Source organism: Pseudofrankia saprophytica (genome assembly GCF_000235425.2).
Lineage (GTDB): Bacteria > Actinomycetota > Actinomycetes > Frankiales > Frankiaceae > Pseudofrankia > Pseudofrankia saprophytica.
Window position 1 is genome coordinate 7,299,889 of record NZ_KI912266.1, and the last position, 24,545, is coordinate 7,324,433.

The following is a 24,545-nucleotide window of genomic DNA, read 5'->3' on the forward strand; positions in this document are numbered from 1 at the left end:
CCATGCCCGGCCACAGCCCGCCCAGAGTTAGGACTTACTCGTCTAGGCGTGGCCCGCCGGGCGTCAAGCGCGAAAGCACGCGAGGTCCTGGGCTGGCCGCCCCAGCCGATCGAGGAGACGATCCTGGACACCGCGGCCAGCCTGGCCGACCTGGGCCTGCTCCGAGACGCGTAGCCGGCCCTTCATCCGGTTGCCACGCCGGTCTGCGTCTCGAGATCGGCCAGGAACCTCTCGGCGCGGCGGGCGAAGAGGTGGGCCCCCCGTTCGCCGGATCGCACCCGGGCTTCGGCGGCGGCGGCTCGTACGACGTCGACGGGTTCGCCGCGGGCGTGCAGCAGGCGCGCGCGCAGCAACAGGAGAAGTCCTTCGGCATAGCGCTGGCCGTGGGCCCTGATGGCCTGGTCGGCCCGGTCGAGGGCGGTCGCGGCCTTGTCGGGCATCTCGGCTGCCAGCCACATCTCGGCGATCAGTCCGTACCAGTAGGCGAGGCCCCATCGTGGCGGGTCGTCCAGGGTCGCGGCCAGGAGATGTTCGGCCTTGGCCGCGTTGCCGGCCGGGTCGTCGCCGGTGAGGGCACGGGCCCAGTACCAGTCCAGCCGTATGTAGGCTTCCTGCGCGACGCCGGGAAGGTCGGCGTCGGCCGCGACCCACCGCTCGGTCGCGTGCATCGCCCAGGCCGCGTCACCGGCCATCGAGGCGGCCATGGTTTGGTAGCGGGTCCAGCCCGACATCTCAAAGGTGTCTCCCTCGGCCTGGTACACCGTGCCGAGCAGGGACCGCGCCGTCTCGACATCGCCCTGCAGCGCGGTGATCACGGCCAGATAACCGAACCACTCGTCCGGGATCCGCCAACGCCCGAGGTCGTGGCGGCGTCGAATCGGGGCACCCCCGACCTGGCCGGCGAGGTGATACAGGCTTTCCTGAGCCGGCCCTGGGTGCGGGTCGGCCGAGTTCGCGAGCAGCGAGGCAACGCCGTCCACAGTCGTATGACCTAGCCAGCTGAAACACTGATACGCCGAGCCGATGTCGCCGATGTCCCAATTGTGCAGGCCCCAGGCCTGCCGGCCGTACGCCTGGATGATCGGGTCCGCGGACGCCTGGCCTTGCTCATGCAGCCGGCGAGCCCACATCCCACGGTCTTTCTCGGTGTTGACGTAGGCCCCGGTCATTCGAAAAAAGAGAAACTCGGCGGCGGCCGTCTCGCGGCCGAGTTTGCCGGCAAGATATGCGCCCCGTTCCAACAGATCGTACGTCGAGCCACCCATTCCCGGGGGCTCGACGGCGAGGAGGTTGTGCAGCGACAGGACGGACAGTTCCAGCTCCAGCAGCCCTGCCGTCCGGGCGATCTGGACGGCCGATTCCAGGTTCCGATAGGCGGCTGCGAACGCGAGCTTGGTCGCCGCGCGGCGACCGGCGCGCGCCAGTGCCTTCGCGGTGCGCCCCGGGTCGGCCAGGGGACCGGCGCCCCGCAGGTGGTAGGCGAGGCGTTCGGCGACGGACTCGTCGTCCGCATGGATGTCTTCGAGGGCGTCGGCGACGCGCAGATGCAGCTGGACGGCCTGCTGCCGCGCAGTGGTCTCGGTGACCGACTCGCGGACCAGGTCGTGCGCGAAGCGCCACGAGAAAGGGTCTTCCGGCTTGGTCTCCAGGAGACCGAGTGCTTGCAGCGGTTCGAGGCGTTCGAGGCAGTCCGCGATGTCGACGCCGATCGCGCGGGCGAGCAGGTCGAGGCCCACGTCGCGGCCGATGACCGCGGCGATGCGCAGCAGGCCGTGAGCGCTGTCGTCGAGACCGGTCATCCGATCACGGACGACGTCTCGCACGGTGCCCGGCACTCCGGTCCGTGGCGATGCGCCGCCGTCGCCGAGCGAGCCGCCGTCGCCGAGCAGCCGGGACAGCTCCTGGACGAAGAACGGATTGCCAGCGGTGCGGACATGGATGTCGCGGGCGACCTCGGCACCGGGATCGTGGCCGGTTTCGCGGCGGATGAGCTCGGTCACGTCGGTCAAGCCGAGCGGGCCGAGCCGGATCCTGCGGTGGCCGGGCTGCCGGCTGGCCTCAGCCAGCACCCGCGACAGGCTGGAGCCGGGTGTGGGTGCGCGATCGCGCAGCGCACCGATGATCACCGTGCCGGCCGGCAGGCGGCCCGCCAGGTGGCCGAACAGCTGGAGCGAGGCGGCATCGGCCCACTGCAGGTCATCGACGATCAGCAGCATGGGCCGTGGCGCCGAGGCCTGCCCGACGACGGTGACGACCTGCTCGAACAGACGGAACTGCGCACCGCTGTCGAGAATCGCCGGCGCGGCCGCATAATCGTCGTCTCGCGATTCGAGGAGGTCGCCGACCTCACTGGCGAGCCACTTCTCCCGCAACGGCGCGGGCAGGCTGTCGAGAATCGGGCGGAGCGTCTGTTCCCAGGGCCACATCGACGGTGTTCCGTCGCCTTCCAGACACGAACCCCACACGACCAGCGCGCCCCGCCGGCTCGCTTCGGTGGCGATCTCTCGCACCAGGCGGGTCTTGCCCACGCCCGGCTCGCCTTCGACGATGCGGAGCGCTGGGCTGCCGGTGAATGCCATCTCGACGGATTGGCGCAGTAGGGCGAGTTCCTCGGCTCGGCCGACCAGCCCAGCTGCCGTTCGCACCGACGCGCCGTCACCCCCACCGTCCGTACGCGCCACGAGCGGCGACGCCGAGGGCTGCGACAGCACTCGCAGGTGTGCGGCTTGCAGTTCCGGGCCAGGATCGATACCGAGCTCGTCGGCAAGGCGGGCGCGGACCTCGCGGAACAACGACGTTGCCTCCGCCTGACGTCCCGCCGCCCCGAGGGTGGAGATGAGGCTGGTCTGGACGGGTTCGTGGAACGGCGCCATCGATGCGGCCAGCTGCAACGCCGTCAGCACCCGTGCCGGTCGGCGCAGCGACACGGCCAGTTCGGCCGCTTCAGTGCACGCGGCGTAGAACTCGTCGTCGATGGCGGCGAAGATCGGCAGCGCGGTTGACCTGTGCGTGAAACCGTCGCCCGCACGGCCCCGCCAGAGGCCGAGCGATTCAACATAGCGATCGAGCGCCAATTCAAGGCGTTGCTGTGCGAGGGCCTCCTTGGCCGTCTCGACGAGTTCCCGGAAGGTGACGAGATCAAGGGTGCCGGGGGCTGCGGTGAACAGGTAGGCGTTTCCGCGGCGGTGCAGGTAGGAACCGTTTGTACGGGCGGGGACCGCGGGTTCGAGCAGTCGCCGCAACGCGCCGACGTATTTATGGATGACGTTGAGCGCACTGCCGGGGACCTCGTCGTCCCAGATCAGGTCCATCAGCTCGCTCGTGCTGACCGGCCTGCCCACCCGGGCCAGCAGCAAGGCCAGCAGATAAGCCTGTTGCCGGGGACCGGCATTCACTTCGACACCGTCGCACCACACCCGCAACGGACCAAGGACCTGAAGGCGTACGAGAGTCCCACCGGCCAGCCGATCTTCGTTGCCCGGCCGGACAGGATGAACGGGCAGGGCCACGCCGACTCCCGGGTGAAACGACAGATTGTGAAACGACAGATTGCCAGCTAACAAGCCGCCAATATCATCATCTTAGCAGTACGAAATCTGCCAGGTCCACAGTCGATGTCGCTTGCGTCGTTTGATCGGCGGCGCGATGATCCCGGCGCCCTAGCCAGCCGCGCTCGTCGAGGCCGAGATCCCTGCACGGAGGACCGTCCAACCTGACCTTCCTCGACGAGGACCTTTGTCTACCCGGTAGCGTTCGCGCCGAACCCGCCTGTCTCATCTAATCTTGGCAGGTAGGGACGGCCCCGTCGTCCGCCGATCCGCCCGGGCGCGCCGCTGAGAGGTGACGGCGGCTCGGACTCGGTGGCGGTCGTTCGGAGTCGGCAGCAGGCCCACGGTGGTCAGAACGCTGTCACAGGGCCATCCGGCAGTACAGATGGTCACCCGCTGAGTGCGCCCGGCTGGCCAGGGCGGCCAGCTGGAGTAGCACCGCCAGTGCGCCTTCAGGGGTGAGACCCGGGTGCCCGTAGTCGTCCGACCAGGCGAACGCGAGCTCGGGCAGATCTTCGGGAACCACCGCGGCCAAGGCGTCACGCAGGCTGTCCGTCACGGTCACGACCCACTGTCCCTCGTCATCCGGCGACGAAATCAACTGGCAGAAACGGGGTCGGTGTCTTACCTCTTCATGGGTGCAGCCGGTCAGGACGGCTTCCAAGCTGCCCACCGCGAGATGCGGGTCGAGGTTCTTGAGATCGAGCGCGTCAAACAACACCGGGTCCGGTCCGCCCAGCTGATCCAGCACCCGAAGAGCTGTCGCGTCATCGGGAGCCGAGAAGTAGTCGTCCAGAGGCACCGACCAATCCTGGCACCAGACCGATCCCCGGAGTGGATCTCTGCCAGCCCGAGACCGCGTCTCCTTCAACGGTCGGCTGTGGAGCCGTTCTCGCGTGTGCAACCCAGGGGTGGTACCGATCGTGCTGGCGAAGGCCCGGCGCGCCAGCCCGCCAACGCCGTTCCTGCCGCCAATCGGAGGACGCCGCACGAGTTGAATGCTCGTGGGTGCCACCGAACCGAACTGCCTGGCTAGAGTCCGATCCGTGCGCACTGTGTTCGCCTTCCCGGCGGGTAAGCGAGCAGAGACCATCGCCTTACTCGATCGACTCCTGAACCAGCAACGCCATCCGTGGACGCTGGACGGCAACCTCTACATCAACATCGATGACGAGCAGACTGGACACCTCTTCATCGACTGGTAGCCCGACGACGTCGCCGTCGTCGAAGGGGCTGTCGGATACCACCCCACCTGGGCCGTGACGATCGACATCTCCAGCCGAATCGACGGCACCGCCGAGGTCCACAAGATGATCTCACTACTACTACTTGACCACGGCGGCGTGGCGGTGGACGACTACTCCGCCCACCCCTGGACCCAGCAGGAGATCCAGTCTGGCGCCGTGATCGACGGCCTGCGTTTCTTCGACTTCCGAACCTGCCACGAGCTCAACCGCGAACCCGGCCGCTCCTGAGGAAAACCCGCAGGTCGTAGTCGCCGCCAACGCGCAGGTGGAGGCCTTGCCCAAAATCGAGGGTGGCGTTTGGTGTGGTTGCGCAGACCAAGTGTTGATCTCTACCACACCAGGCCGCTTCTTCCCGATTGAAGAGCGCTGCGTTGACCATGACAAGCCTGCCGGCAGCGGTGGCCACCCTGAACAGTCGATGATCTGGTGGGATTTTCGGAGCCGGGACTCCGAAAATCCCACCAGATCATGAACGGCCCAACGATCTGGTGAGATCTTGAGTGGGGCTGGCGCGCTGCTACCGGTTCATGTTCCGGCCTGACCAGCAATCGCGCGCGTGTCGCGATCTTCGCGACGAGGGAGTCGCCGGTACGGCGCTGCCCGTGCGGGAGCTTGGCCAGTTCTGACGAGCCGAACCGGGTGACCAGACCATCTTTGGGAGGTGCAGGTCCGCCGTCACGACGGGCCAGCTGCTGGACGTGTCACGCGGGGCAAGGGCCGCGCTTCCGCCGACCGCGCGAATCCGGCACCCAGTCGATCTGGTCGTCGCTGAAGCCAAGACTCGCTGTCGCGTCGCCTCGTCAGCGCTGTCCCGTGTCTTTCCGTTGGTGTTCAGTGGTCTGACGACCGCTCGCGGCACTTCACGCTCCGACGGCGGATCGTTCGGCGGCCAGGTGTCTCGCGGGCAAATACCGGGGTCAGGTGGTACGCCGGAAAGCCAAGCGCTGACGGTCTTCCCGACGCCGGCTAGGGCGAGGTCGGGCTGCTCGGCCTGCCGCGCCAAGTGCCACAGCCGAGTGCTATAAGTGTCATCTCTGCGGCGTACCGTAAATATCGGGCGCCCATTTTTAGGTGGGGCGGTCAACGGCCAATGGTCGAGTTCGAGAGGGCGTCAGAACCAGACGAGGGCGACGCGACGCGCCTTGCCTCGCCGCCTGGTCGGCCCGGGCCCCGGCAGGATCCTCCCGCTGAGCCCACCGGCCCTCGGCGGCACGATCTCGGCTCGGGCGTCCGCCTCGGCGACGGCTCGCGACCGTCCAGGCGCAGGCGACTCGCCCTGTCGACCGCCGGGACCGTGACGTCGCTGGTCCTGCTGGCCGGCGTCGGCATGACGCTGACCTCCTGTAGCCAGGACGCCGAACTGACCTCGTCAGAGGTCCCGGCGACCACGCCCGCCGAGTCCCTTGCTTCCACCACGGCCACGGACCCCGGTACTGCCCCGGCCCCAAGCACGGCCCCCTCATCGAGCGCGGCCTCGGCCCCAAGCGCTGTCCCGACGACAAGGGCTGTCCCGACCCGACGCGTTACCCCCACCCCCCGCGCGACCCGGCCAGCCGTCGCCGCCGCGGCCACCCCGAGCAGGGCCAGGCCGACCACGGCCGCCGCGGCCGCTCCCAACCAGCCACAACCGCGGCCGACCACCGCCGCCGCGGCAGCCGCGGCCGCCCCAGCCGCGCCCAACCAGCCACAGCCACAGCCGACCACGGCCGCTCCAGCGGCCGCCGCCAACCAGCCACAACCGCAGCCGACCACCGCCGCCGCGGCAGCCGCCCCCAGCCAGCCACCGCCACCGCCGACCACCGCCGCCCCTGCCGGCGGATCGCAGCCGTCACTCGGAGGCTTCGTGTCAAGTTGCATCAACGTCGGCGGCAACAGCCCGGACTGGTGCAACTGCGTCCTGGCGGGTCTTCAGCAGCGGTACTCCGCGGCGGCGTGGGCGGCGTTGTCGACCAGGGAGGCGCAGGACGCCACCGTGGCCGCCGCGGGGAGCTGCTCGCAGTACTACTAGTAGCCGGCGGTCGTCCCACCTGGGACGACCGCCGACCGCCGACCGCCGAGGCGGGGGCGGTTCCGCGATCTCGACAGGGGCGTTCCTTGGGCGGGCGGTGGTCGCGGGCCGCCCCGGCTCACGCCTGGCGGCGTAGCGAGTGGGCGACCTTGTCGGCGGCGCGGCGCATCTCCGGGCCGGCGGCCTCCGCGACGTCCTCGCGGTAGGTGATGAGGTTCAGGCAGGCGCGGGTCGTGGTCCCGGTCATCGGGATCCAGGCCGCGACGGCGTACTGGCCGGCCTCGACCTCCGCGTGACTGCGGGCGAAGCCGCGATCGCGCGCCACCGCGACCTCCTCGGGCTCGCCCACGGCGGGCGGGTCGGACGCCAGGATGGCGTAGCCGGCCGCGCCCAGGGTGAGCGGTGTGCGCATGCCCGGCCGGAAGGCCAGGTGGTGCGACGCCGTCGTCGGCTCCGTCATCGCGATCGCGACCGCGTCCTCGCCCTGCGCGACGAAGAGCATGACCGTCGACTGCAGCCGGTCGGCGAGCGACCGCATGACCGGGCCGGTCGCGTCGCGCAGGGTGGGCAGGAACGCCTCGGCCAGGGTCGCGAGGCGGGCGCCCGGGATGTAGGTGCCCTCGCTGCTGCGGGCGGCGAGGTCGAAGTCGACCAGGGTCTGCAGCACCCGGTAGGCGATCGACCGGTGCACGCCGAGCATGTCGCCGACCTGCTGCACGGTCATCCCCTGCTTTGAGTCGGCGATCGCGAGCAGCACCCGCAGCCCCCTGGCCAGGGTCTGGTTCCCGTCGCGCACCTTGCTCGGCGTGCTCGCCGTCAACTCCGGCACGCTGTTCAGCATAGTTTCGGCCGCGGCGCCGCCCTGCCGGCGCGCGCTGTGACGATGCCGATGCTCAGGATGCCCGGGCCTGCAGGGTGAGCGCGATGTCGGTGAGCATGTCCTCCTGGCCGCCGACGAGCTTGCGCCGGCCGGCCTCCAGGAGGATCTCGCGGGCGTCCACCCCGTACGTCGCCGCGGCGATCTCGGCGTGGCGCAGGAAGCTGCCGTACACCCCGGCGTAGCCGATGGTCAGCGTCTCACGGTCGACGCGCACCGGCCGGTCCTGCAGCGGGCGGACGATGTCCTCCGCGGCGTCCTGCAGCGCGAACAGGTCGCAGCCGGTCTCCCAGCCCAGGATGTTCGCCACCGCGATCAACGCCTCGATCGGGGCGTTGCCGGCCCCGGCGCCGAGGCCGGTCAGCGAGGCGTCGACCCGGAAGGCGCCCTCCTCCACGGCGGCCACCGAGTTCGCGACCGCGAGCGAGAGGTTCTCGTGCGCGTGGATGCCGATCTGCGTGTCGGGCCGCAGCGCCTCGCGGTAGGCACGGACCCGCTCACGGATGTCGTTGACCGTGAGCCGCCCGCTGGAGTCGGTGATGTAGACGCAGTGCGCGCCGTAGGACTCCATCAGCAGCGCCTGCTCGGCCAGCTCCTTCGAGCCGATCATGTGCGCCATCATGAGGAAGCCCGAGACGTCCATGCCGAGGTTGCGGGCCTCGGCGATGTGCTGCGCGGCCACGTCGGCCTCGGTGCAGTGCGTGGCGATCCGGACCGAGCGGACGCCCATGTCGTGGGCGCGGCGCAGGTCGTGGATCGTGCCGACGCCGGGGAGCAGCAGCGTGGTGAGGACGGCGTCCTTCACGTGCGCGGCGGCCGCCTCGATCCACTCCCAGTCGGTGTTGCTGCCCGGGCCGTAGTTCAGGCTCGCGCCGCCGAGGCCGTCGCCGTGCGCGATCTCGATCGCGCCGACGCCAGCGGCCTCGAGGTTGTCGACGATGCGGCCGACCAGCTCCGGCGTGATCCGGTGCCGGAGCGCGTGCATGCCGTCCCGCAGCGTCACGTCCTGGATGTAGGGCTTCGCGGTGGGGGCCGGCGTCGTGGTGCCGGTAGTCGCGGAGTCAGTCATCACGCCGCCGCCTTCGCGCGCTGGGCAATCCGTTCCGCCACGCGCATCGCGGCGGAGGTCATGATGTCGAGGTTGCCCGCGTAGGCGGGCAGGTAGTGGGCCGCGCCCTCGACCTCCAGGAACACGGAGACCTTGGTGTCGACCGGCCCGGCGCCCGCGGGCAGCAGGGTCGCCACCTCGGCCGGGTCGACGGGCGTGAACTGGACCTTCTGCACGAGCCGGTAGCCCGGGACGTAGGTCGCCACCGAGGCGACCATCTCCTCGATCGAGGCCCGCACCCGCTCGTGGTCGGCGCCGCCGATGAGGCACAGGACGGTGTCGCGCATGATGAGCGGCGGCTCGGCCGGGTTGAGGATGATGATCGCCTTGCCGCGCCGGGCCTTGCCGACCTGCTCGATGCCGTGCGCGGTGGTCTCGGTGAACTCGTCGATGTTGGCCCGGGTCCCCGGCCCGGCCGACTTCGACGAGACCGAGGCGACGATCTCGGCGTAGGGCACCTCGGTCACCCGGGACACCGCCGCCACGATCGGGATCGTGGCCTGGCCACCGCAGGTGACCATGTTGATGTTCGGGGCGTCGAGGTGGTCCTCGAAGTTCACCGCGGGGATCACGAAGGGGCCGATCGCGGCCGGGGTGAGGTCGACGAGGCGCAGGTTGTAGGGCTCCAGCAGCTTGGCGTTCGCGATGTGCGCGCCGGCGCTGGTGGCGTCGAGGACGATCTCCACCTCGCCGAACTCGGGCATCTTGATCAGCCCGGCCACGCCCTCGGCCGTCGTGGCGACGCCGAGGCGGCCCGCGCGGGCGAGGCCGTCCGAGTTCGGGTCGATGCCGACCATCGCGACCACGCGCAGGTTCGTCGACCCACGCAGAATCTTGATCATCAGGTCGGTGCCGATGTTGCCGGAGCCGACGATCGCGACCCCCGTCTTCTCCGTCATCCCTCGTCCTTTCTTGAGAACCGGGCCGTCACCGCGCCGAGCGGCGCGATGTCGGCGACGAAGACGTCGCCGGGCGAGACGGAGACCATTGGGCCGAGCGCACCCGAGAGGACGAGGTCGCCCGCGCGCAGCGGCGTCCCGACCTCGATCAGGGTCGCGGCGAGCCAGGCCAGCGCGTTCAGCGGGTCACCCAGGCAGTCGCGGCCGGTGCCGGTCGAGACGACCTCGTCGCCGCGGCGCATCGTCATCGTCACGTCGATGGGCGCCACCTCGTCGAGCGGCGTTCCCGCCGCGCCGACCACGAAGACGCCGGAGGACGCGTTGTCGGCGACCGTGTCGGTGATGCCGATCTTCCAGTCCGCGATCCGGCTGTCCACGATCTCCAGCGCGGGAAACGCCAGCTCCACCGCGGCGCGGACCGCCGCCGGGTCGGAGGCGTCGTCGATGTCGCGCCCGAGCAGGAAGGCGACCTCCGCCTCGGCCTTCGGCTGCAACAGCCGGCCGACGGGGATCAGCTCGCCGTCGGCGTAGCTCATGTCGTCGAACAGGACGCCGAAGTCGGGCCGGTCGACGCCGATCTGGGTCTGCACCGCGACCGACGTGAGGCCGATCTTGCGCCCGATGATCCGCGCCCCCGCCGCGAGCCGGCGCTCGGTGAGCCGCCGCTGCACCTGGTAGCCGGCGTCGATGTCGCCGGCGGGGACCAGGTCGGTGATCGGGGCGCAGGGGATGCCGGACGCGGTCGCGAGCTCCAGCCGGTCGGCGGCGGCCTCGACGGACGTCGTGGTGGCGGTCATCGGTCCCGCCCCAGGAAGCTGTCCCGCCCGAGGAACTCCAGCGCGATCGTGTCGAACTCCTCCTGCTGCTCCCACTGGGGCCAGTGGCCGGCGTTCTTGATGAGGCGGAACTCCCCGGCTGGGATGCGCTCGGCCATGTCGAGGCCGGCCTTCGCCGGGCCGGAGGGGTCGTCGCTGGTCCAGACCACCAGCGTCGGCGCGGTGATCGCGGCCAGCTCCTCGTCGGCGACGAGGTTGCGGCGGCGGACCTCCGGGTCCTGCAGGCAAAGGATGTGTCGCATCGACTCGGCGAAGCCGGGCCGGCTGTAGACGCCACGGCGGATCGCGACGAGCTCGTCGGTGACCGAGGCGGCCGGGTCGGCCATCAGCCACGACAGCCGGGCGCGGATGCGCTCCTCGCTCGGGTCGTCGGCCGCGGCCTGGGACAGCGACCGGATGCGCTCCATCACCTCGGGCGTAGCCATCGTCCCGCCGGGGGTATTGAGGACGAGCCGACCGACGCGCTCGGGATAGCGGGCGGCGAACTTGACCGCGACCCAGCCCCCGAGCGACTCACCCGACAGGTGAACGCGCTCCAGGCCGAGGACATCCAGCAGCCCGACCAGGTGATCGATGTAGTCGTCGATCTCCAGGTCCTTGGTCGTGGTCGTCGTCCACCCGTGCCCCGGGTAGTCGTAGGCGATGACCCGGTACTTGGCGCTGAGGGCGCGCAGGTTACGGGTGAAGGCCTCCAGATGCCCGCCGGTGCCATGCATGAAGACGAACGGCTCCCCGGCACCGCACTCCAGCACCCGGGTCGACCAGTGCCCTACGTCAACATGGCGGACCGTGTAGTCCAGGCCGGCCAGGTCCGTCCACAGCGTCATGCGTTCTCCTTCAGCGCGGGCTCCGTCGCCGCCGAGGCGGGCGCCGCCTCGGGCGGCGCGGCCACCGCGTCGCTCAGCGCGGCCACAGCGGGCACCGCCTCGGGCACCTCCGGCACCGCCGCGGCCACCGCCTCGGGGATGCCGATGGTGGCCCCGAACGCCCTGACCATGTCAGAGGCGGCGTGCGCGGCGCTCGCGCCCGCCACGATGCGGTCTGGACGCAACAACAGCACGGATTCCGGGTGCGCGTCGAACCAGCGCTTGAGCGCGCCGTCCAGGTCGCCGACGACCAGCACCGAGTCGTCGGGCTCGCCGCCGTCCGGCGTCGGGACGTTCCAGCGCAGCTGCACGGCCGGGCGGGCCTCCACCAGGCGGACACCGGCGCCGGCCAGCCTGCGCTGCGCGTCGTCGTCCAGGATCTGACGCGGGTCGTTGTTCCACGCGACGAGGGCGAACCAGGGGCCGAGGGCGTCGTCGAGCTTGGCCGACGGGGTGGCGCGCGTGCTCACGGTCGGCTGGATGAACAGCCGCCCCACCGGGCTGGGCTCGCTCACCGAGCCGACCCGGGTCAGCGCGCCCTCGCGCATCGTCGGCATCGGCTTGAACTTCATCGTCACGATGTAGGTCTTCGCCTTGGGGATGGCGGAGAGTCCCCGGAAGAACAGGTCGCGCGCGAACGCGGCGAACCGGTTGGTCACGGAGACCGCCTGGCCCACCCGGCGGGACAGGTCGATCATCGCGCGGGCGTGGTCGCGCCGCTCGGACTCGTAGGTGTCGAGCAGGTGGTCTCCCGCCAGCCCCTGGCGCACCATCGCGATCTTCCAGGACAGATTGAGCGCGTCGCGGATGCCGCTGTTGTAGCCCTGCCCCTGCCAGACCGGCATGATGTGCGCCGCGTCGCCGACGAGGAAGATCCGCCCGACGCGGAAGTGCTCCGCGAGCCGGGCGTGGTGGTTGTAGACCCGGCGGCGGATGACGTCGACCTTCGCGGTCGGCGGGATGATCGGCGCGAGCAGCCGGGTGAGGAACTCGTCGGCCATCGCGTCCGCCTCGGTCTCGCCGGGCTTGAGCATGAACTCGAACCGGCGGATGCCGTGCGGGATGCTGATCGAGACGTAGGGCCGCTTCGGGTCGCAGCAGACGTACGCGCCGGGGCGGCCGAGCGGGTCGTTGCGGATGTCGATGACGAACCACTGCGCGTCGGCGGTGCTGCCGTCGAAGCGCAGACCGAGCAGCGTCTCGCGGGTCACGCTGGCGCCGCCGTCCGCGCCGACGGCGTAGGCGGCCCGCACCGTCCGCTCGCCGTCCGGCGTCTCGACGGTGATGGTCACGCCGTCGGCGTCCTGCGCGTAGCCCGTGACCCGGGACGAGAAGCGCACGTCGACGTTGTCGAAGCGCCCAAGGCCCTCGAACAGCACCCGGTCGGCCAGCGGCTGGACGAAGCCGTTGCGCCGCGGCCAGCCGAACTCCGCGGTCGGCGGCGCGAGCCGGGCCAGGTCGCGCTGCTTCGCGTCGACGAAGGCGAGCACCTGGTGCGGGATCGTGTGCGGCAGGACGTCGTCGGCCAGGCCCACCGCCTGGAAGGTCCGCAGCGTCTCGTCGTCCATCCCGACGCCGCGGGGGAAGTCGATGAGCGCCGGGCCCGCCTCGAGGACCACGACGCGCAGCCCATAGAGGCCGAGAAGGTTGGCGGTCATCAGCCCGGAGGGGCCCGCGCCGACGACGGCGACGTCGACGTCCGCCGAGCCCGCGGGCAGCGGCGAGCCAGGCTGTGCCGTGCCGACCTGAGTGGACACCTCGACTCCTCGGGTAGGCGGGTGCCGGGTGCGGCGGGTGTCGCGCAGCGCGCTCACCCGCCGCCGTGATCGGCACCGTGCTGATCATCGCCGATCGGCAACTGTGTCAGTAGATGACGCCGTTGTGTCGGTAGACGACGCTGTGCAGTAGGTGCCCTAGCGCGGCAGACGACGTCGTGCAGTCGACGACGCCGCACAGCGGGCAACCGCGTGCAGTATATGCAACCAGATATTCAATAACTGCGAAAAATCTAGTAACGTGCGCCCGACGCGTCAACCCTGCCCGGGCGTCCCAGCCGGTGCGTCCCCCGATGACCCCGCGGGCCGGACGCACGGACGAGGCTCCCCCTCACCGAGGACGTGATCGATGTCGACCGGTCCCCTGCCTGTCTGGCTGGCCCTGTACCCGGCGCGGGTCGACCCCTCGCCGGAGATCACCCACGGGTCGGTCGTCGAGGCGTGGCGGGCCCGGGTCGCCGCGAACCCCGAGCGGGCCGCGGTGCGCTACTTCGACGGCTCGCTGTCCGCGGCCGAGCTGGACGCGCACGCCGACGCGCTGGCCGCCGAACTCCAGGCCCGGGGCATCAGGCGGGGCGACCGGGTCGGCATCTACCTGCAGAACGTGCCCTACTACCCGATCAGCCTGCTCGCGATCTGGAAGGCCGGCGCCACCGCCGTCCCACTCAACCCGATGTACCGCGGGCCGGAGCTGCGCCGCCTGATCGACGACTCGGGCACCACCGGGGTCATCGCGGCCCGGGGCACGGACGCCGAGGTCCGCGAGACGCTCGCCGGCGGCACGGTCGGCTGGGTGCTCTCCGCCTCGTCGCGCGACTTCCAGACCCGCGACGATCCACGCGCCTTCCCGGACCCGGTGGAGCCGGCGCCTTCGCCGGAGGGCGACCTCGGCGCCATCCTCGCCGCGCGGCGCGGGCAGCGCCCCGAACCGGTCGCGGTGGAGCTCGACGACACCGCGTTCATCACCTACACGTCGGGGACCACCGGCCCGCCGAAGGGCGCGCTGAACACCCACCGCAACTACCTGCACGCGGTGCTGAACTACGGCGACTGGCTCGGCCTGGAACCCGGCGACGTCTCGTTCGCCATCGCGCCGCTGTTCCACATCACCGGCCTCTCGCTCAACGCCGGCATCGCGCTGCTGAACGACGCCACCCTCAGCATGAGCGGGCGCTTCGACCCCGCGGTCGTCCTCGACGCCTTCCGCGAGCACGGGGTCACCACGACGATCGGCTCGATCACCGCCTTCAACGCCTTCTTCCAGGTGCCGGCGGCCGGCCCCGAGCACTTCCGGACGATCAGGCTGCTCTACTCCGGCGGAGCGCCGATCCCGCCGTCGACGATCGAGGCGTTCCGCGCCCGCTTCGGCCCCTACCTGCACAACATCTGGGGCATGACGGAGACGACGGGCGGCGGCATCGCCGTGCCGCCCGGCGCCACCGCCCCCGTGCACCAGCCGAGCGGCACGCTCTCGATCGGCGTCCCGGCGCCGAACGTGACGGTCGAGATCATCGATGCCGAGGACAGGTCCCAGCCGCCCGGCGCCGAGGGCGAGCTCGTCTTCACCGCGCCGCAGGTGGTTCCCGGGTACTGGCGCAACCCCGAGGCGACCGCGCACGCGTTGCCTGGTGGCCGGCTGCACACCGGCGACGTGGCCGTGATGGACGCCGAGGGCTGGATCTACCTCGTCGACCGGATCAAGGACCAGATCAACACCTCCGGCTTCAAGGTCTGGCCGCGCGAGGTGGAGGACGTCCTCTACGAGCACCCGGCGGTCTTCGAGGCCGCGGTGGTCGGCCTCCCGGACGAGTACCGCGGCGAGCAGGTGGCCGCCTACGTCTCGCTGCGCCCCGGCGCGACGGCCAGCGAGGACGAGCTCATCGCCTTCACGAAGGAGCGCCTGGCGGCGTACAAGCGGCCGCGGCGCGTCGTCATCATCCCGGCGCTGCCGAAGACCGCGACCGGAAAGATCCAGCGGGCGGTGCTGCGCGAGCAGCCGGGCCCGCGGCTGACGGAGCGGCGCTGACCTGCGCCTTTCCCGCATGTGTTGAAAGTCCTGTTCTTGCGCGCGTCGAGAGCGCGGTGCGGTAGGAGGGTAACTCGTGGTGGCGTATGTCCTGATCTGCTCGGCGTTCCACTCCGGAGGTCGGGATGCTGTCTGAGTTCAACGAGGATCAACGGCTATGGCAGAGCACCGTCCGTGACGTGCTCACCAAGGAGTGCACACCCGCGCTGGTCCGCGCCGTCGCCGACACGGGGGCCGACACCGATGGCCTGTGGCGGACCTACGCCAGCCTCGGCTGGACCCAGCTCGTCGATCCCAGCGAGACCGTCGAGCTCGGGATCGTCCTGGAGGAGCTGGGCCGGGCCGTCGACCCGACGCCGTTCCTGGCGACGATGAGCCAGTTCGTGCCGCTGGCACCCGACGTCGCCGAGCCGACGCAGACCGGCACCGCGGTCCACGAGGGGATCACGGCCCGCCGCGACGGCGACGGCTGGGTGCTCGACGGCACCGCGCACCGCGTGCTCGACGGCGACCGGGCCGACTGGCTCGCCGTCGTCACCACCGAGGGAGTCTTCGCCGTCCCCGCCGCGTCGGTGACGACCCGGCGGGCCGCGATCTTCGACCCGTTGCTGCACGTCGCCGAGGTCACGCTGACCGGCATCCGGGTCACCGCCGACGCGCGGACCGGCGCCGACCCGGCGAAGGCCCGCGAGCACGCCCTCACCGGCCTGGCGATGACCATGGTCGGCGCCAGCCAGCGCGTGCTCGACCTGGTGCTGGACCATGCCAGGACCCGCCAGCAGTTCGGCGTGCCGATCGGCTCGTTCCAGGCGGTCAAGCACAAGGCGGCCGACATGCACGTGGCGATCGAGCGCGCCCGGGCCCTGGCCTACTTCGCGGCACTGACCATCGCGGAAGACGACCCGCGGCGCCGGCTCGCGGCCTCGATGGCGAAGGCGGCGGCCGGCGAATGCCAGTCGCTTGTGTTCCGCCACGGCCTGCAGCTGTTCGGCGGCATGGGCTACACCTGGGAGAACGACCTCCAGTTCGCCCTCAAGCGGGCCAAGGCCGGCGAGGCCCTCCTCGGCGGGGCGGACGAGCACCGATCTCTGATCGCCGAGGAGCACCGATCCCTGGTCGCCGAGGGAAGCCTGTCAGTGACTCCGGGGACGGGGGCCGCCGGAGGTGCGAAAGAAGATCATTCGCATACCTCCGTCAGCGCTCCTGAGAAGGGTGGCGAGCACCGTGCGGCTCACGTTTGACGACGACGTCGAGGAGTTCCGCGCCGAGTTCGTGGCGTTCCTCGATGCGAACGCGCCCAGCGCCGACGAGGCCGACCGCGCGTCGCGCTCCAGCGCCGACGTGCCGGAGTGGGCCCGGCGCTGGCAGCGCCTCCAGTTCGACGCCGGCTGGCTGCTGCCCGGCAACCCGCCCGAGTTCGGCGGCCGGAGCGCGACCATCCTCCAGCAGTACGTCCACCGCGAGGAGCTGTCGAAGCGGCGGATCACCCACAGCTTCAACCCGCAGGGCGTCGGCATCATCGCGGCCTCCGTACTGACCTTCGGCACGCCGGAGCAGAAGCGCCGCTGGGCGGTGCCGCTCCTGCGCGCCGAGATCACCGGTGCCCTCGGGATGAGCGAGCCGGGCGCCGGCTCCGACCTCGCCGGGCTGCGAACCCGGGCGATCCTGGACGGCGACCACTTCGTCGTCAACGGGCAGAAGGTGTGGACGTCGGGCGCGCACGACGCGGATGTCCTGCTGGCCTTCGTGCGCACCGACCCGGACGCGCCCAAGCACAAGGGCATCAGCGTCCTGCTGATCCCGACCGACACCCCCGGGGTGACCCGACGGCCGTTTGGGTCGATCACCAGCCCGGACGACCTTGACTTCAACGAGGTCTTCTTCGACAACGCCCGCGTGCCGGCGGAGAACCTGATCGGCGAGCTGGGCGGCGGCTGGAAGGTCGCCAACGGCTCGCTCGGGCATGAGCGCACCCTGCTGTGGATGCTGTTCGCCGAGCGACTGGCGGACCTGGTCGAGGACTTCCACCCGGTCACGACGCTCGACAAGGACCGCTACGCCACCCTGGTGATGGACGCCCACGCGCTGCGTTGGATGGGGTCGGCGGCGCTCTCCAGGGAGGACCGCGGCGAGCAGGACGTCGCCGCCCTGTCGGTGCTGAAGCTGTTCGGGTCCGAGGCGGCGCAGGCAGGCACGGAGGCGGCGTTCGAGGCGGCGGGCATCGCGGCGCTCGACCACCCGACACGCACCGGCCCGGAGTCGCACCTGACCGCGATGGACTATCTCGGCAGCTGGTTCGAGCGGTACGCCCGCACGTTCGGGGGCACGATCGCCGGCGGCACGTCGGAGATCCAGCGGAACGTCATCGCCGAGCGGGTGCTCGGCCTGCCCCGCGGCTGAGGGCCAAAGGAGGTGTGAAAATGCCCCTCCTTCGCACCTCCGGCGGCCCCTACCCTCGGAAGCACTGAGGAGCCTCATGACCATCGACCTCTCCCCCGAACCGGCCGTCGCCGACCTCGCCGAGCGGACCGCGCGGTTCGTCCGCGAGGTGGTGCTCCCGGTCGAGGCGCGCCACCCGGCCGGCACGCCGTCGGAGGCGGTGCGCCGCGAGCTGCAGGACGCGGCCCGCGGCGCGGGCCTGTTCGCCCCGCACGTCGCCGCCGAGTACGGCGGTCACGGGCTCGACATGCGCGGCCGGGCCGCCGTGTTCGAGGAGGCCGGGTACGCCCTGCTCGGCCCGCTCGCCCTCAACATCGCCGCTCCCGACGAGGGCAACATGCACATGCTGGAGCTGATCGCGACGCCGGAGCAGAAGGAGCGCTACCTTCGCCCGCTGGCGACCGGCGAGATCAGGTCCTGCTTCGCGATGACCGAGCCCGCGCCGGGAGCCGGCTCGGACCCCCGCGCGCTGGCCACCCGTGCCGAGCGGATCAGCGGCGGGTGGCGCATCAACGGTCGCAAGTGGTTCATCACCGGTGCCGACGGCACGGGGTTCGCGATCTGCATGGCCCGCACGTCGGGCGAGCCTGGGGCCGAGGGCGGCGCGACGATGTTCCTGGTCGACGCGGACAACCCCGGCATGAAGATCGTGCGGCACATCGAGACCCTCGACCAGACCTTCTACGGCGGCCACGCCGAGGTGCTCTTCGACAACTGCGACGTGCCCGACGACGCCGTGCTCGGCGAGGTCGACGAGGGATTCCGCTACGCGCAGGTCCGCCTCGGCCCGGCCAGGATGACGCACTGCATGCGCTGGCTCGGCATCGCCAACCATGCCCGCGACATCGCGGTCCGCCGGGCCGGCGAGCGCGAGCTGTTCGGCTCCCGGCTGGGCGAGCTGGGCATGGTGCAGCAGATGATCGCCGACAGCGAGATCGACATCGCCGCCGCGCGGGGCCTCATCCTGCAGGCGAGCTGGGAGCTGGACCAGGGCCGCTCGGGCGCCCAGTCGACGGCGATAGCCAAGACGTTCTGCGCCGAGGCGATCTGGCGGGTGGTGGACCGCTCGCTGCAGATCTGCGGTTCGCTCGGGGTCTCGGGCGACATCCCGCTCGGCCGGTTCCTGCGTGAGGTTCGCCCGTTCCGGATCTACGACGGGCCGTCCGAGACGCACCGGTGGGCCATCGCCCGCCGGGTCCTGCGCCGGCACACCCCGGCGGCGGCCCGATGAGCCCCACCGCCGTCGAAGGGCTCGACCTTCCCGCGCTTGAGCGGTTCCTCGCCCTTCAGGTGCCTGAGTTCCAGGGCAACCTGGACGCCAGGCTCCTGGCCGGAGGCCGGTCGAACCTGACCTACCTGCTCACCGACGGGACGTCGCGCTGGGTGCTGCGCCGGCCGCCGCTGGGCGGGCTCACCCCGTCGGCGCACGACGTGCTGCGCGAGTACCGGGTGATGGCGGCGCTGTCCGGGACCGACGTCCCCGTGGCCAACGCCGTCGCCCATGACGAGGGCGAGACGCTGGGCGTGCCCTTCGCCCTCGTCGAGTACGTCACCGGACCGGTCATCCGCACCGAGGACGAGCTGCACGCCCTGCCCCAGGCGGACATCGACCGCTGCGCGTACGCGCTGATCGACGTGCTGGCCCGGCTGCACGCCCTCGACCCCGAGGCGATCGGCCTGGGGGCGTTCGGCCGCCCGCAGGGCTATCTGGGCCGCCAGATCCGGCGGTGGAACGACCAGTGGCGACGGGTCGGCACCCGGGAACTGCCCGACATCGACGCCCTGCACGCGGGGCTCGCCGCGACCCAGCCGGTGGAGTCCGGCGCGTCGGTCCTGCACGGCGACTTCCGCGTCGACAACGTGATCCTGTCCCCCGACGACCCGGCCGTCATCCGAGCGGTCGTCGACTGGGAGATGGCCGCGCTCGGCGACCCGCTCGCCGACCTGGGCGTGCACATCGCCTACTCGGACCCGGCGTTCGCCCCGGTGCTCGCCGGCTCCGCGGCGTCGACCAGCCCGCGGCTGCCCGGCGCGGACGCCCTGCTCGACCGCTACGCCACGCTCACCGGCCGGGACCTGAGCAACTTCGCGTTCTACCTCGCGCTGGGCTACTTCAAGGTGGCGGTCATCGCGGAGGGCATCTACGCCCGCTACCTGCAAGGTGTGACCCGCGGCGACGGGTTCGAGCTGGTCGGCGAGGCGACGGCGCCGCTGGCCGCGGCCGGCCTTCGCGCGCTCGGAAGGGAACCAGCCAAGTCATGATCAACGTTCTGGACCTGTTCCGGCTGGACGGCCGGGTCGCCGTCGTCACCGGCGCGAGCTCCGGTCTCGGCGCCGGTTTCGCCCGCGCGCTCGGCCAGGCCGGCGCCGACGTCGTCCTCGCGGCCCGCCGGGCCGACCGGCTCGACAAGATCGCCGAGGAGGTGCGGGCGACGGGGCGGCGAGCGCTCACGGTCGCCACCGACGTCAGCGACCCCGACCAGTGCACCGCCCTCGCCGAGGCGGCGGTCGCCGAGTTCGGCCGGGTCGACATCCTGGTCAACAACGCCGGCATCGGCACCGCGGTGCCCGCCCTGCGCGAAAAGCCCGACGAGTTCCGCCAGGTCATCGACGTGAACCTCAACGGCGCCTACTGGGCCGCGCAGGCGTGCGCCCGGGTGATGCGACCAGGCTCCAGCATCATCAACATCTCCAGCGTCCTCGGACTCGTCAAGTCCTACGCCCCGCAGGCCGCCTACGCCGCCAGCAAGGCCGGGCTGATCGGCCTGACCCGCGACCTGGCGCAGCAGTGGTCCGGCCGCAAGGGAATCCGGGTCAACGCCATCGCGCCTGGCTACTTCGCCAGCGAGATGACCGCGGACATCCCGCAGGACCAGCTGATGACGTTCATCACCAACACCAGCCCGCTGGGCCGGCTCGGCGAGCAGCACGAGCTCGACGCCGCCGTCGTGTTCCTCGCCGGCGACGGCGCCTCGTTCATCACCGGAACGACCCTGGCGGTAGACGGCGGCATGAGCGGCCACTGACCGAGCCCACGACCGCCGTGGCCCTGGTCAGCGCACGTCGGCCGGCTTGTTGACGAACCAGACGAGCTTCTCGGTGAGCTTCTCGCTCTTCCAGCCGTCCGGCGTGCGCACGAAGTCATGGAAGTAGTAGCCGCCGCAGAAGCTCGGCTCGGCCAGGCCGGGCAGCTGCATCGGGTTGTAGAACTGGGCGATCACCTTGGCGCGGTCGCCGTCGAGGTCGATCTCCACGTTGGTGACGTAGTGGATCTTCCAGGGTGTCTGGCCGAGGCCCCGCTCGAGCCAGGCCGCCATCTCGTCGCGCTTGCCGACGGGCAGCGTGCTCGACGTCGACGTGTAGTCGATGACCGCCTCGGGGGTGAACACCGACTTCCACAGGTCGAAGTCGTTCGTGTCCACGCCACGGGCATACCGCGCCAGCTGCTCCTGGATCTCGAGCTTGTCGGCGAGCGCCTGCAGGTCCATCGATGCTCCTCGTAATGTTCGCCAGAGGCGCGAGGAAGAGCGTTTTCGCCCCTCCTCCGCCCCTCCGGCCGACGGTCAGCTGACGGTCAGGCCGTTGTCGACGGCGTAGACGGCGCCGGTGATCGACTTCGCCTCGCCCGACGCGAGGAAGGCGAACAGCGCCGCGATCTCCTCGGGCATGGCGACGCCGCGGTAGCCGGCCATCCGGCGGGCGAGGTCCGGGTCCCGGTCCTCGGGGAACGTCACGGTTCTGGCGATGTTGGTCAGGGTGCCGGCCGGCGCGATCGCGTTCACCCGCAGCGGCGTCTTGATGAACTCGACCGCGAGCGACTTCGTCAGCTGGATGAGGCCGCCCTTGCTCGCGGCGTAGGCCGCCGAGTAGGGAACGCCCTGGACCCCGGCGTTGGACGCGATGTTGATGATCGTGCCGCCGGCCGCCAGCAGGTGCGGGATCGCGGCCTGCGACAGGAAGAACGGGCCGTCGAGGTTCACCGCCAGCGTCCGCCGGTACAGCTCGACCGACGTCTCGGTGGTGTGCGCCGGGCGGTAGATCCCGGCGACGTTGCCCAGTACGTCGAGGCGCCCGAACTCCGACACCGCCGCCGCCACCGCCTCGGCGCACGCGGCCGGGTCCGCGACGTCGACGACCCGGACCGACACCGTCCCGCTCGCCAACCCCTTGGTCTCGGCCAGTGAGCCCTCGTCGATGTCGACCGCGAGCACCGACGCGCCCTCGCTCGCCAGCCGGATGGTGATGGCGCGGCCCATGCCGGACCCAGCGCCGGTGATGAGCGTCACCTTGCCGTCGAACCGTCCCGTCATGGCCGTGTTCTACCTCACGAAGTCCGACGGGCGCACCCGTTGGCGAAGTTTGACGTCGAAGTCGACACTTTGCGAACCTGTCGCTGGCGCCACGCAACGATGCTGCTCAGGACCGTCGTGGCCCGACGAGCGGATCGAGGTACTGGACCATGCTGCTGGAGCTGACCCCTGACCAGGAGGTCTTCCGGGAGGCGACCGCGCGCTTCCTGACCGACCGGGTGCCCCCGGACGTGATCCGCCGGCTGCGTGACGATCCGGCCGGCTTCTCGGCGGACTACTGGAGCGCCGGGGCGGAGCTCGGCTGGACCTCCCTGCTCGTCAGCGAGGAGCAGGGCGGCGGCTCGATCAGCGGCGGACCGCTCGTCGACCTGTCCATCCTCGCCCACGAGTTCGGCGCCCGTGCCGCCCCCGGGCCGCTCGCCGCGGCCAACGTCGTCGCGCTCGCGCTGTCGACCTGGGGCGGCGACGCGCACGCGGAGACGCTGGACGCTGTCCTGTCCGGCGCGTCGCTGGCCACCTGCGCGCTCGGCGAGCCCGGGGTGCCCGGCGAGCCGGCTGGCGTGACGGTCCAGGTCCGCGCCGACGGCGGCGACGTCGTCCTCGACGGCACCGCCCGCCCGGTCGAGTCGGCCGCGCGGGCCGCCCACATCCTCGTCACCGCGCGGGTCGCCGGCACCGCCGGCTTCGCCCAGGTGCTGGTACCGGCCGACGCCACCGGGATGACCGTCACCCCGATGCGCTCCGCCGATCTCACCCGCCGGTTCGGGGTCGTCCAGTTCGAGGGGGTCCGGCTGCCCGCCGCGGCTGTCGTCGGTGAGTTCGGCGAGGTCGGCGAGCAGGTCGAGCGCCAGTTCCAGGCCGTCCTGGCGCTGAGCTGCGCGGAGAGCGTCGGCGCGATGCAGACCGCGTTCGACCTGGCCGTGCGGTGGGCGTTCGAGCGGTACTCGTTCGGCCGGCCGCTCGCGTCCTACCAGGAACTCAAGCACCGGTTCGCCGACATGAAGACGTGGCTGGAGGCGTCGCACGCGATCACCGACCGGGCGACGGCCGCGATCGACGCCGGCGCGCCCGAGGCGGCCGAGCTGGTCAGCGCCGCGAAGGCCTACATCGGCGACTACGGCGCCGAGCTGGTCCAGGACTGCGTCCAGATCCATGGCGGTATCGGCCTGACCTTCGAGCACGACCTGCACTTCTATCTGCGCCGGGTCACGCTGAACCGCGCGCTGCACGGCAACCCGGCGAGCCACCGGGCCCGCGTCACCGGCATCTTCGAGAACCTCAAGGAGCTCGCGTGAGCACGTCCGCCGCCGCAGGCGCGGCCAAAGGCACAGCCGCAGCCGCAGGCGAGAGCGTCGAAGACTTCCGGGCCAGGGCGCGCGTCTGGATCCGTGCCAACCTGCGGCCGCTGGAGGTGCACGAGGAGGTCGGCATTCTGCGGGTGACGCGGACCGACGAGGAGGAGCTGGCCGCCGCCGCCCGGGAGCGGGAGGTGCAGCGGATGCTCTTCGACAACGGCCTCGCTGGCATCTGCTTCCCGGCCGAGTACGGCGGGCTGGGCCTCACCGTCGCCCATCAGCGGGCGTTCGACGAGGAGATCGACGGCTATGAGTACCCGCAGCGCATCCAGGTGCCGACGCTGACGCCGTGCGCGGCGGTGCTGCTGGAGTTCGGCACCGAGGAGCAGAAGCTCGCCCACATCCCCGCCATGCTGAAGGGCGAGGAGATCTGGATGCAGTTCCTGTCCGAGCCGTCCAGCGGCTCGGACGTGGCGGCGGCGCTCACCTCCGCGGTCCGCGACGGCGACGACTGGCTGCTCAACGGCTCGAAGATCTGGACGACCGGCGCCTGGTGGTCCGACTGGGCCCTGTGCCTGGCCCGGACGAACTGGGACGTCCCCAAGCACCGCGGCCTCACGGTCTTCATCCTGCCGCTCACCGCCCAGGGCGTCGACGTGCAGCGGATCGAGATGCTCAACGGGCTGAAGGAGTTCTGCCAGGAGTTCATGACCGACGTCCGGGTGCCCGACTCCGACCGCATCGGAGCCGTCGACGACGGCTGGACGATCGGCACCCGCTGGATGTTCCACGAGCGGATGGCCAGCAACTCGCCGTACGTCACCAGCCCCGGCACGAGCGCGCACCACCGGATCGGGCCCGACTGGCTGCTCGACATCGCCCGCGACGCCGGCCGGCTCGAGGACCCGGTGGTGCGGGACCTGATCGGCGAGAGCCGGGTGCTGGACCTGGTCGGGAGCGCGCTGCAGCCGCGGCTCGCCGTCGGCATGACGACCGGCAAGCTGTCGGACCAGTCGGCGGCGATCGCGCGGCTGTTCGCCGGCGTCACCGCGACCCAGCACATGACCAACGCGTTCGACATCGTCGGCGACCGGGGCGCGGCCTGGGTGGAGAGTGACGGCGCCGTGTTCGACGTTGGCCAGGACTTCCTGATGCGCCAGACCGCGACGATCGGCGGCGGCACCACCGAGATGGCCCGCAACGTCATCAGCGAGCGGGTTCTCGGCATGCCCCGCGAGGCCGCGCTCGACCGGGGCCTGGCGTTCCGCGACGTCCCCCGCGGCGCCCGCAACAGCTGAGGCGGGGAAAGGC

Annotated in this window: 21 protein-coding genes; 11 read left to right on the forward strand and 10 right to left on the reverse strand. The window is 71.2% G+C overall.

Going from position 1 to position 24,545, the window contains the following annotated elements; translation table 11 throughout:
• Positions 1–182 precede the first annotated feature (182 nt).
• A complete protein-coding gene (locus FRCN3DRAFT_RS0230765) occupies positions 183–3,509 on the reverse strand; it encodes an AAA family ATPase (protein ID WP_007509963.1) in 3,327 nt (1,108 codons plus the stop codon).
• Positions 3,510–3,909: 400 nt separating this feature from the next.
• Positions 3,910–4,350: a hypothetical protein gene (locus FRCN3DRAFT_RS0230770; RefSeq protein WP_007509964.1), complete on the reverse strand. Its 441-nt coding sequence runs from the start codon at positions 4,348–4,350 to the stop codon at positions 3,910–3,912.
• A gap of 244 nt (positions 4,351–4,594) precedes the next feature.
• On the opposite strand from FRCN3DRAFT_RS0230770, the gene FRCN3DRAFT_RS54430 reads away from it, so the two are divergent.
• From FRCN3DRAFT_RS54430 to FRCN3DRAFT_RS54435, 3 genes are all read left to right on the forward strand, one after another.
• On the forward strand, positions 4,595–4,753 hold the full coding sequence (locus tag FRCN3DRAFT_RS54430) for a hypothetical protein (RefSeq protein WP_157845278.1): 159 nt from the start codon (positions 4,595–4,597) through the stop codon (positions 4,751–4,753).
• Between the two features lie 54 nt (positions 4,754–4,807).
• Positions 4,808–5,023, forward strand: a complete 216-nt coding sequence (locus FRCN3DRAFT_RS0230780; RefSeq protein WP_007509966.1) for a hypothetical protein — start codon at positions 4,808–4,810, stop codon at positions 5,021–5,023.
• 1,615 nt (positions 5,024–6,638) lie between these two features.
• Positions 6,639–6,803 (forward strand): hypothetical protein, encoded by a 165-nt coding sequence (locus FRCN3DRAFT_RS54435; protein ID WP_007509968.1) that lies wholly within the window; start codon positions 6,639–6,641, stop codon positions 6,801–6,803.
• Positions 6,804–6,921: 118 nt separating this feature from the next.
• On the opposite strand, the gene FRCN3DRAFT_RS0230790 is transcribed toward FRCN3DRAFT_RS54435, so the two are convergent.
• The 6 genes from FRCN3DRAFT_RS0230790 to FRCN3DRAFT_RS47100 form a co-directional block, all read right to left on the reverse strand.
• Positions 6,922–7,632 carry an IclR family transcriptional regulator gene (locus tag FRCN3DRAFT_RS0230790; protein WP_232794204.1) on the reverse strand — a complete coding sequence of 237 codons (711 nt, stop codon included), beginning with the start codon at positions 7,630–7,632 and terminating at the stop codon, positions 6,922–6,924.
• Between the two features lie 64 nt (positions 7,633–7,696).
• Complete coding sequence (gene dmpG / locus FRCN3DRAFT_RS0230795; protein WP_007509972.1) at positions 7,697–8,749, reverse strand: 4-hydroxy-2-oxovalerate aldolase; 1,053 nt, start codon at positions 8,747–8,749, stop codon at positions 7,697–7,699.
• Complete coding sequence (locus FRCN3DRAFT_RS0230800; RefSeq protein WP_007509974.1) at positions 8,749–9,687, reverse strand: acetaldehyde dehydrogenase (acetylating); 939 nt, start codon at positions 9,685–9,687, stop codon at positions 8,749–8,751. Before FRCN3DRAFT_RS0230800 ends, dmpG begins: the two co-directional genes overlap by 1 nt.
• A complete protein-coding gene (locus tag FRCN3DRAFT_RS0230805) occupies positions 9,684–10,484 on the reverse strand; it encodes a 2-keto-4-pentenoate hydratase (protein WP_007509976.1) in 801 nt (266 codons plus the stop codon). Before FRCN3DRAFT_RS0230805 ends, FRCN3DRAFT_RS0230800 begins: the two co-directional genes overlap by 4 nt.
• Positions 10,481–11,350 (reverse strand): alpha/beta fold hydrolase, encoded by an 870-nt coding sequence (locus tag FRCN3DRAFT_RS0230810; RefSeq protein ID WP_007509977.1) that lies wholly within the window; start codon positions 11,348–11,350, stop codon positions 10,481–10,483. Before FRCN3DRAFT_RS0230810 ends, FRCN3DRAFT_RS0230805 begins: the two co-directional genes overlap by 4 nt.
• Entirely contained in the window at positions 11,347–13,146 is a 1,800-nt protein-coding gene (locus FRCN3DRAFT_RS47100) for a bifunctional 3-(3-hydroxy-phenyl)propionate/3-hydroxycinnamic acid hydroxylase (protein ID WP_007509980.1), read from the reverse strand. Before FRCN3DRAFT_RS47100 ends, FRCN3DRAFT_RS0230810 begins: the two co-directional genes overlap by 4 nt.
• A 367-nt stretch (positions 13,147–13,513) precedes the next feature.
• On the opposite strand from FRCN3DRAFT_RS47100, the gene FRCN3DRAFT_RS0230820 reads away from it, so the two are divergent.
• The 6 genes from FRCN3DRAFT_RS0230820 (at position 13,514) to FRCN3DRAFT_RS0230845 (ending at position 20,655) form a co-directional block, all read left to right on the forward strand.
• Positions 13,514–15,190 carry a class I adenylate-forming enzyme family protein gene (locus FRCN3DRAFT_RS0230820; protein ID WP_007509981.1) on the forward strand — a complete coding sequence of 559 codons (1,677 nt, stop codon included), beginning with the start codon at positions 13,514–13,516 and terminating at the stop codon, positions 15,188–15,190.
• Between the two features lie 125 nt (positions 15,191–15,315).
• Complete coding sequence (locus FRCN3DRAFT_RS47105) at positions 15,316–16,431, forward strand: acyl-CoA dehydrogenase family protein (RefSeq protein ID WP_007509982.1); 1,116 nt, start codon at positions 15,316–15,318, stop codon at positions 16,429–16,431.
• Entirely contained in the window at positions 16,415–17,590 is a 1,176-nt protein-coding gene (locus tag FRCN3DRAFT_RS0230830) for an acyl-CoA dehydrogenase family protein (RefSeq protein ID WP_007509983.1), read from the forward strand. Before FRCN3DRAFT_RS47105 ends, FRCN3DRAFT_RS0230830 begins: the two co-directional genes overlap by 17 nt.
• A 76-nt stretch (positions 17,591–17,666) precedes the next feature.
• Complete coding sequence (locus FRCN3DRAFT_RS0230835) at positions 17,667–18,860, forward strand: acyl-CoA dehydrogenase family protein (protein ID WP_007509984.1); 1,194 nt, start codon at positions 17,667–17,669, stop codon at positions 18,858–18,860.
• Positions 18,857–19,891: a phosphotransferase family protein gene (locus FRCN3DRAFT_RS0230840; RefSeq protein ID WP_007509985.1), complete on the forward strand. Its 1,035-nt coding sequence runs from the start codon at positions 18,857–18,859 to the stop codon at positions 19,889–19,891. The genes FRCN3DRAFT_RS0230835 and FRCN3DRAFT_RS0230840 overlap by 4 nt, the downstream gene beginning before the upstream one ends.
• Complete coding sequence (locus FRCN3DRAFT_RS0230845) at positions 19,888–20,655, forward strand: SDR family NAD(P)-dependent oxidoreductase (RefSeq protein WP_007509987.1); 768 nt, start codon at positions 19,888–19,890, stop codon at positions 20,653–20,655. The genes FRCN3DRAFT_RS0230840 and FRCN3DRAFT_RS0230845 overlap by 4 nt, the downstream gene beginning before the upstream one ends.
• A 27-nt stretch (positions 20,656–20,682) precedes the next feature.
• Here the strand turns inward: FRCN3DRAFT_RS0230845 and FRCN3DRAFT_RS0230850 are convergent, their stop codons facing one another.
• Together FRCN3DRAFT_RS0230850 and FRCN3DRAFT_RS0230855 are read right to left on the reverse strand one after the other, a co-directional pair.
• Entirely contained in the window at positions 20,683–21,117 is a 435-nt protein-coding gene (locus FRCN3DRAFT_RS0230850; RefSeq protein WP_007509989.1) for a nuclear transport factor 2 family protein, read from the reverse strand.
• Positions 21,118–21,192: 75 nt separating this feature from the next.
• Positions 21,193–21,939, reverse strand: coding sequence for an SDR family NAD(P)-dependent oxidoreductase (locus FRCN3DRAFT_RS0230855; protein ID WP_007509991.1), 747 nt, complete (start codon positions 21,937–21,939; stop codon positions 21,193–21,195).
• Between the two features lie 149 nt (positions 21,940–22,088).
• On the opposite strand from FRCN3DRAFT_RS0230855, the gene FRCN3DRAFT_RS0230860 reads away from it, so the two are divergent.
• Positions 22,089–23,234 carry an acyl-CoA dehydrogenase family protein gene (locus FRCN3DRAFT_RS0230860; protein WP_007509993.1) on the forward strand — a complete coding sequence of 382 codons (1,146 nt, stop codon included), beginning with the start codon at positions 22,089–22,091 and terminating at the stop codon, positions 23,232–23,234.
• Entirely contained in the window at positions 23,231–24,532 is a 1,302-nt protein-coding gene (locus tag FRCN3DRAFT_RS0230865; RefSeq protein ID WP_007509994.1) for an acyl-CoA dehydrogenase family protein, read from the forward strand. The genes FRCN3DRAFT_RS0230860 and FRCN3DRAFT_RS0230865 overlap by 4 nt, the downstream gene beginning before the upstream one ends.
• Positions 24,533–24,545 lie beyond the last annotated feature (13 nt).

Coding starts and splice junctions, on each gene's coding strand:
- dmpG (WP_007509972.1), bottom strand. CDS start 8,749: ATGACTGACTCCGCGACTACCGGCACCACGACGCCGGCCCCCACCGCG.
- FRCN3DRAFT_RS0230800 (WP_007509974.1), bottom strand. CDS start 9,687: ATGACGGAGAAGACGGGGGTCGCGATCGTCGGCTCCGGCAACATCGGC.
- FRCN3DRAFT_RS0230805 (WP_007509976.1), bottom strand. CDS start 10,484: ATGACCGCCACCACGACGTCCGTCGAGGCCGCCGCCGACCGGCTGGAG.
- FRCN3DRAFT_RS0230810 (WP_007509977.1), bottom strand. CDS start 11,350: ATGACGCTGTGGACGGACCTGGCCGGCCTGGACTACACGGTCCGCCAT.
- FRCN3DRAFT_RS0230820 (WP_007509981.1), top strand. CDS start 13,514: ATGTCGACCGGTCCCCTGCCTGTCTGGCTGGCCCTGTACCCGGCGCGG.
- FRCN3DRAFT_RS47105 (WP_007509982.1), top strand. CDS start 15,316: ATGCTGTCTGAGTTCAACGAGGATCAACGGCTATGGCAGAGCACCGTC.
- FRCN3DRAFT_RS0230835 (WP_007509984.1), top strand. CDS start 17,667: ATGACCATCGACCTCTCCCCCGAACCGGCCGTCGCCGACCTCGCCGAG.
- FRCN3DRAFT_RS0230840 (WP_007509985.1), top strand. CDS start 18,857: ATGAGCCCCACCGCCGTCGAAGGGCTCGACCTTCCCGCGCTTGAGCGG.
- FRCN3DRAFT_RS0230845 (WP_007509987.1), top strand. CDS start 19,888: ATGATCAACGTTCTGGACCTGTTCCGGCTGGACGGCCGGGTCGCCGTC.
- FRCN3DRAFT_RS0230850 (WP_007509989.1), bottom strand. CDS start 21,117: ATGGACCTGCAGGCGCTCGCCGACAAGCTCGAGATCCAGGAGCAGCTG.
- FRCN3DRAFT_RS0230855 (WP_007509991.1), bottom strand. CDS start 21,939: ATGACGGGACGGTTCGACGGCAAGGTGACGCTCATCACCGGCGCTGGG.
- FRCN3DRAFT_RS0230860 (WP_007509993.1), top strand. CDS start 22,089: ATGCTGCTGGAGCTGACCCCTGACCAGGAGGTCTTCCGGGAGGCGACC.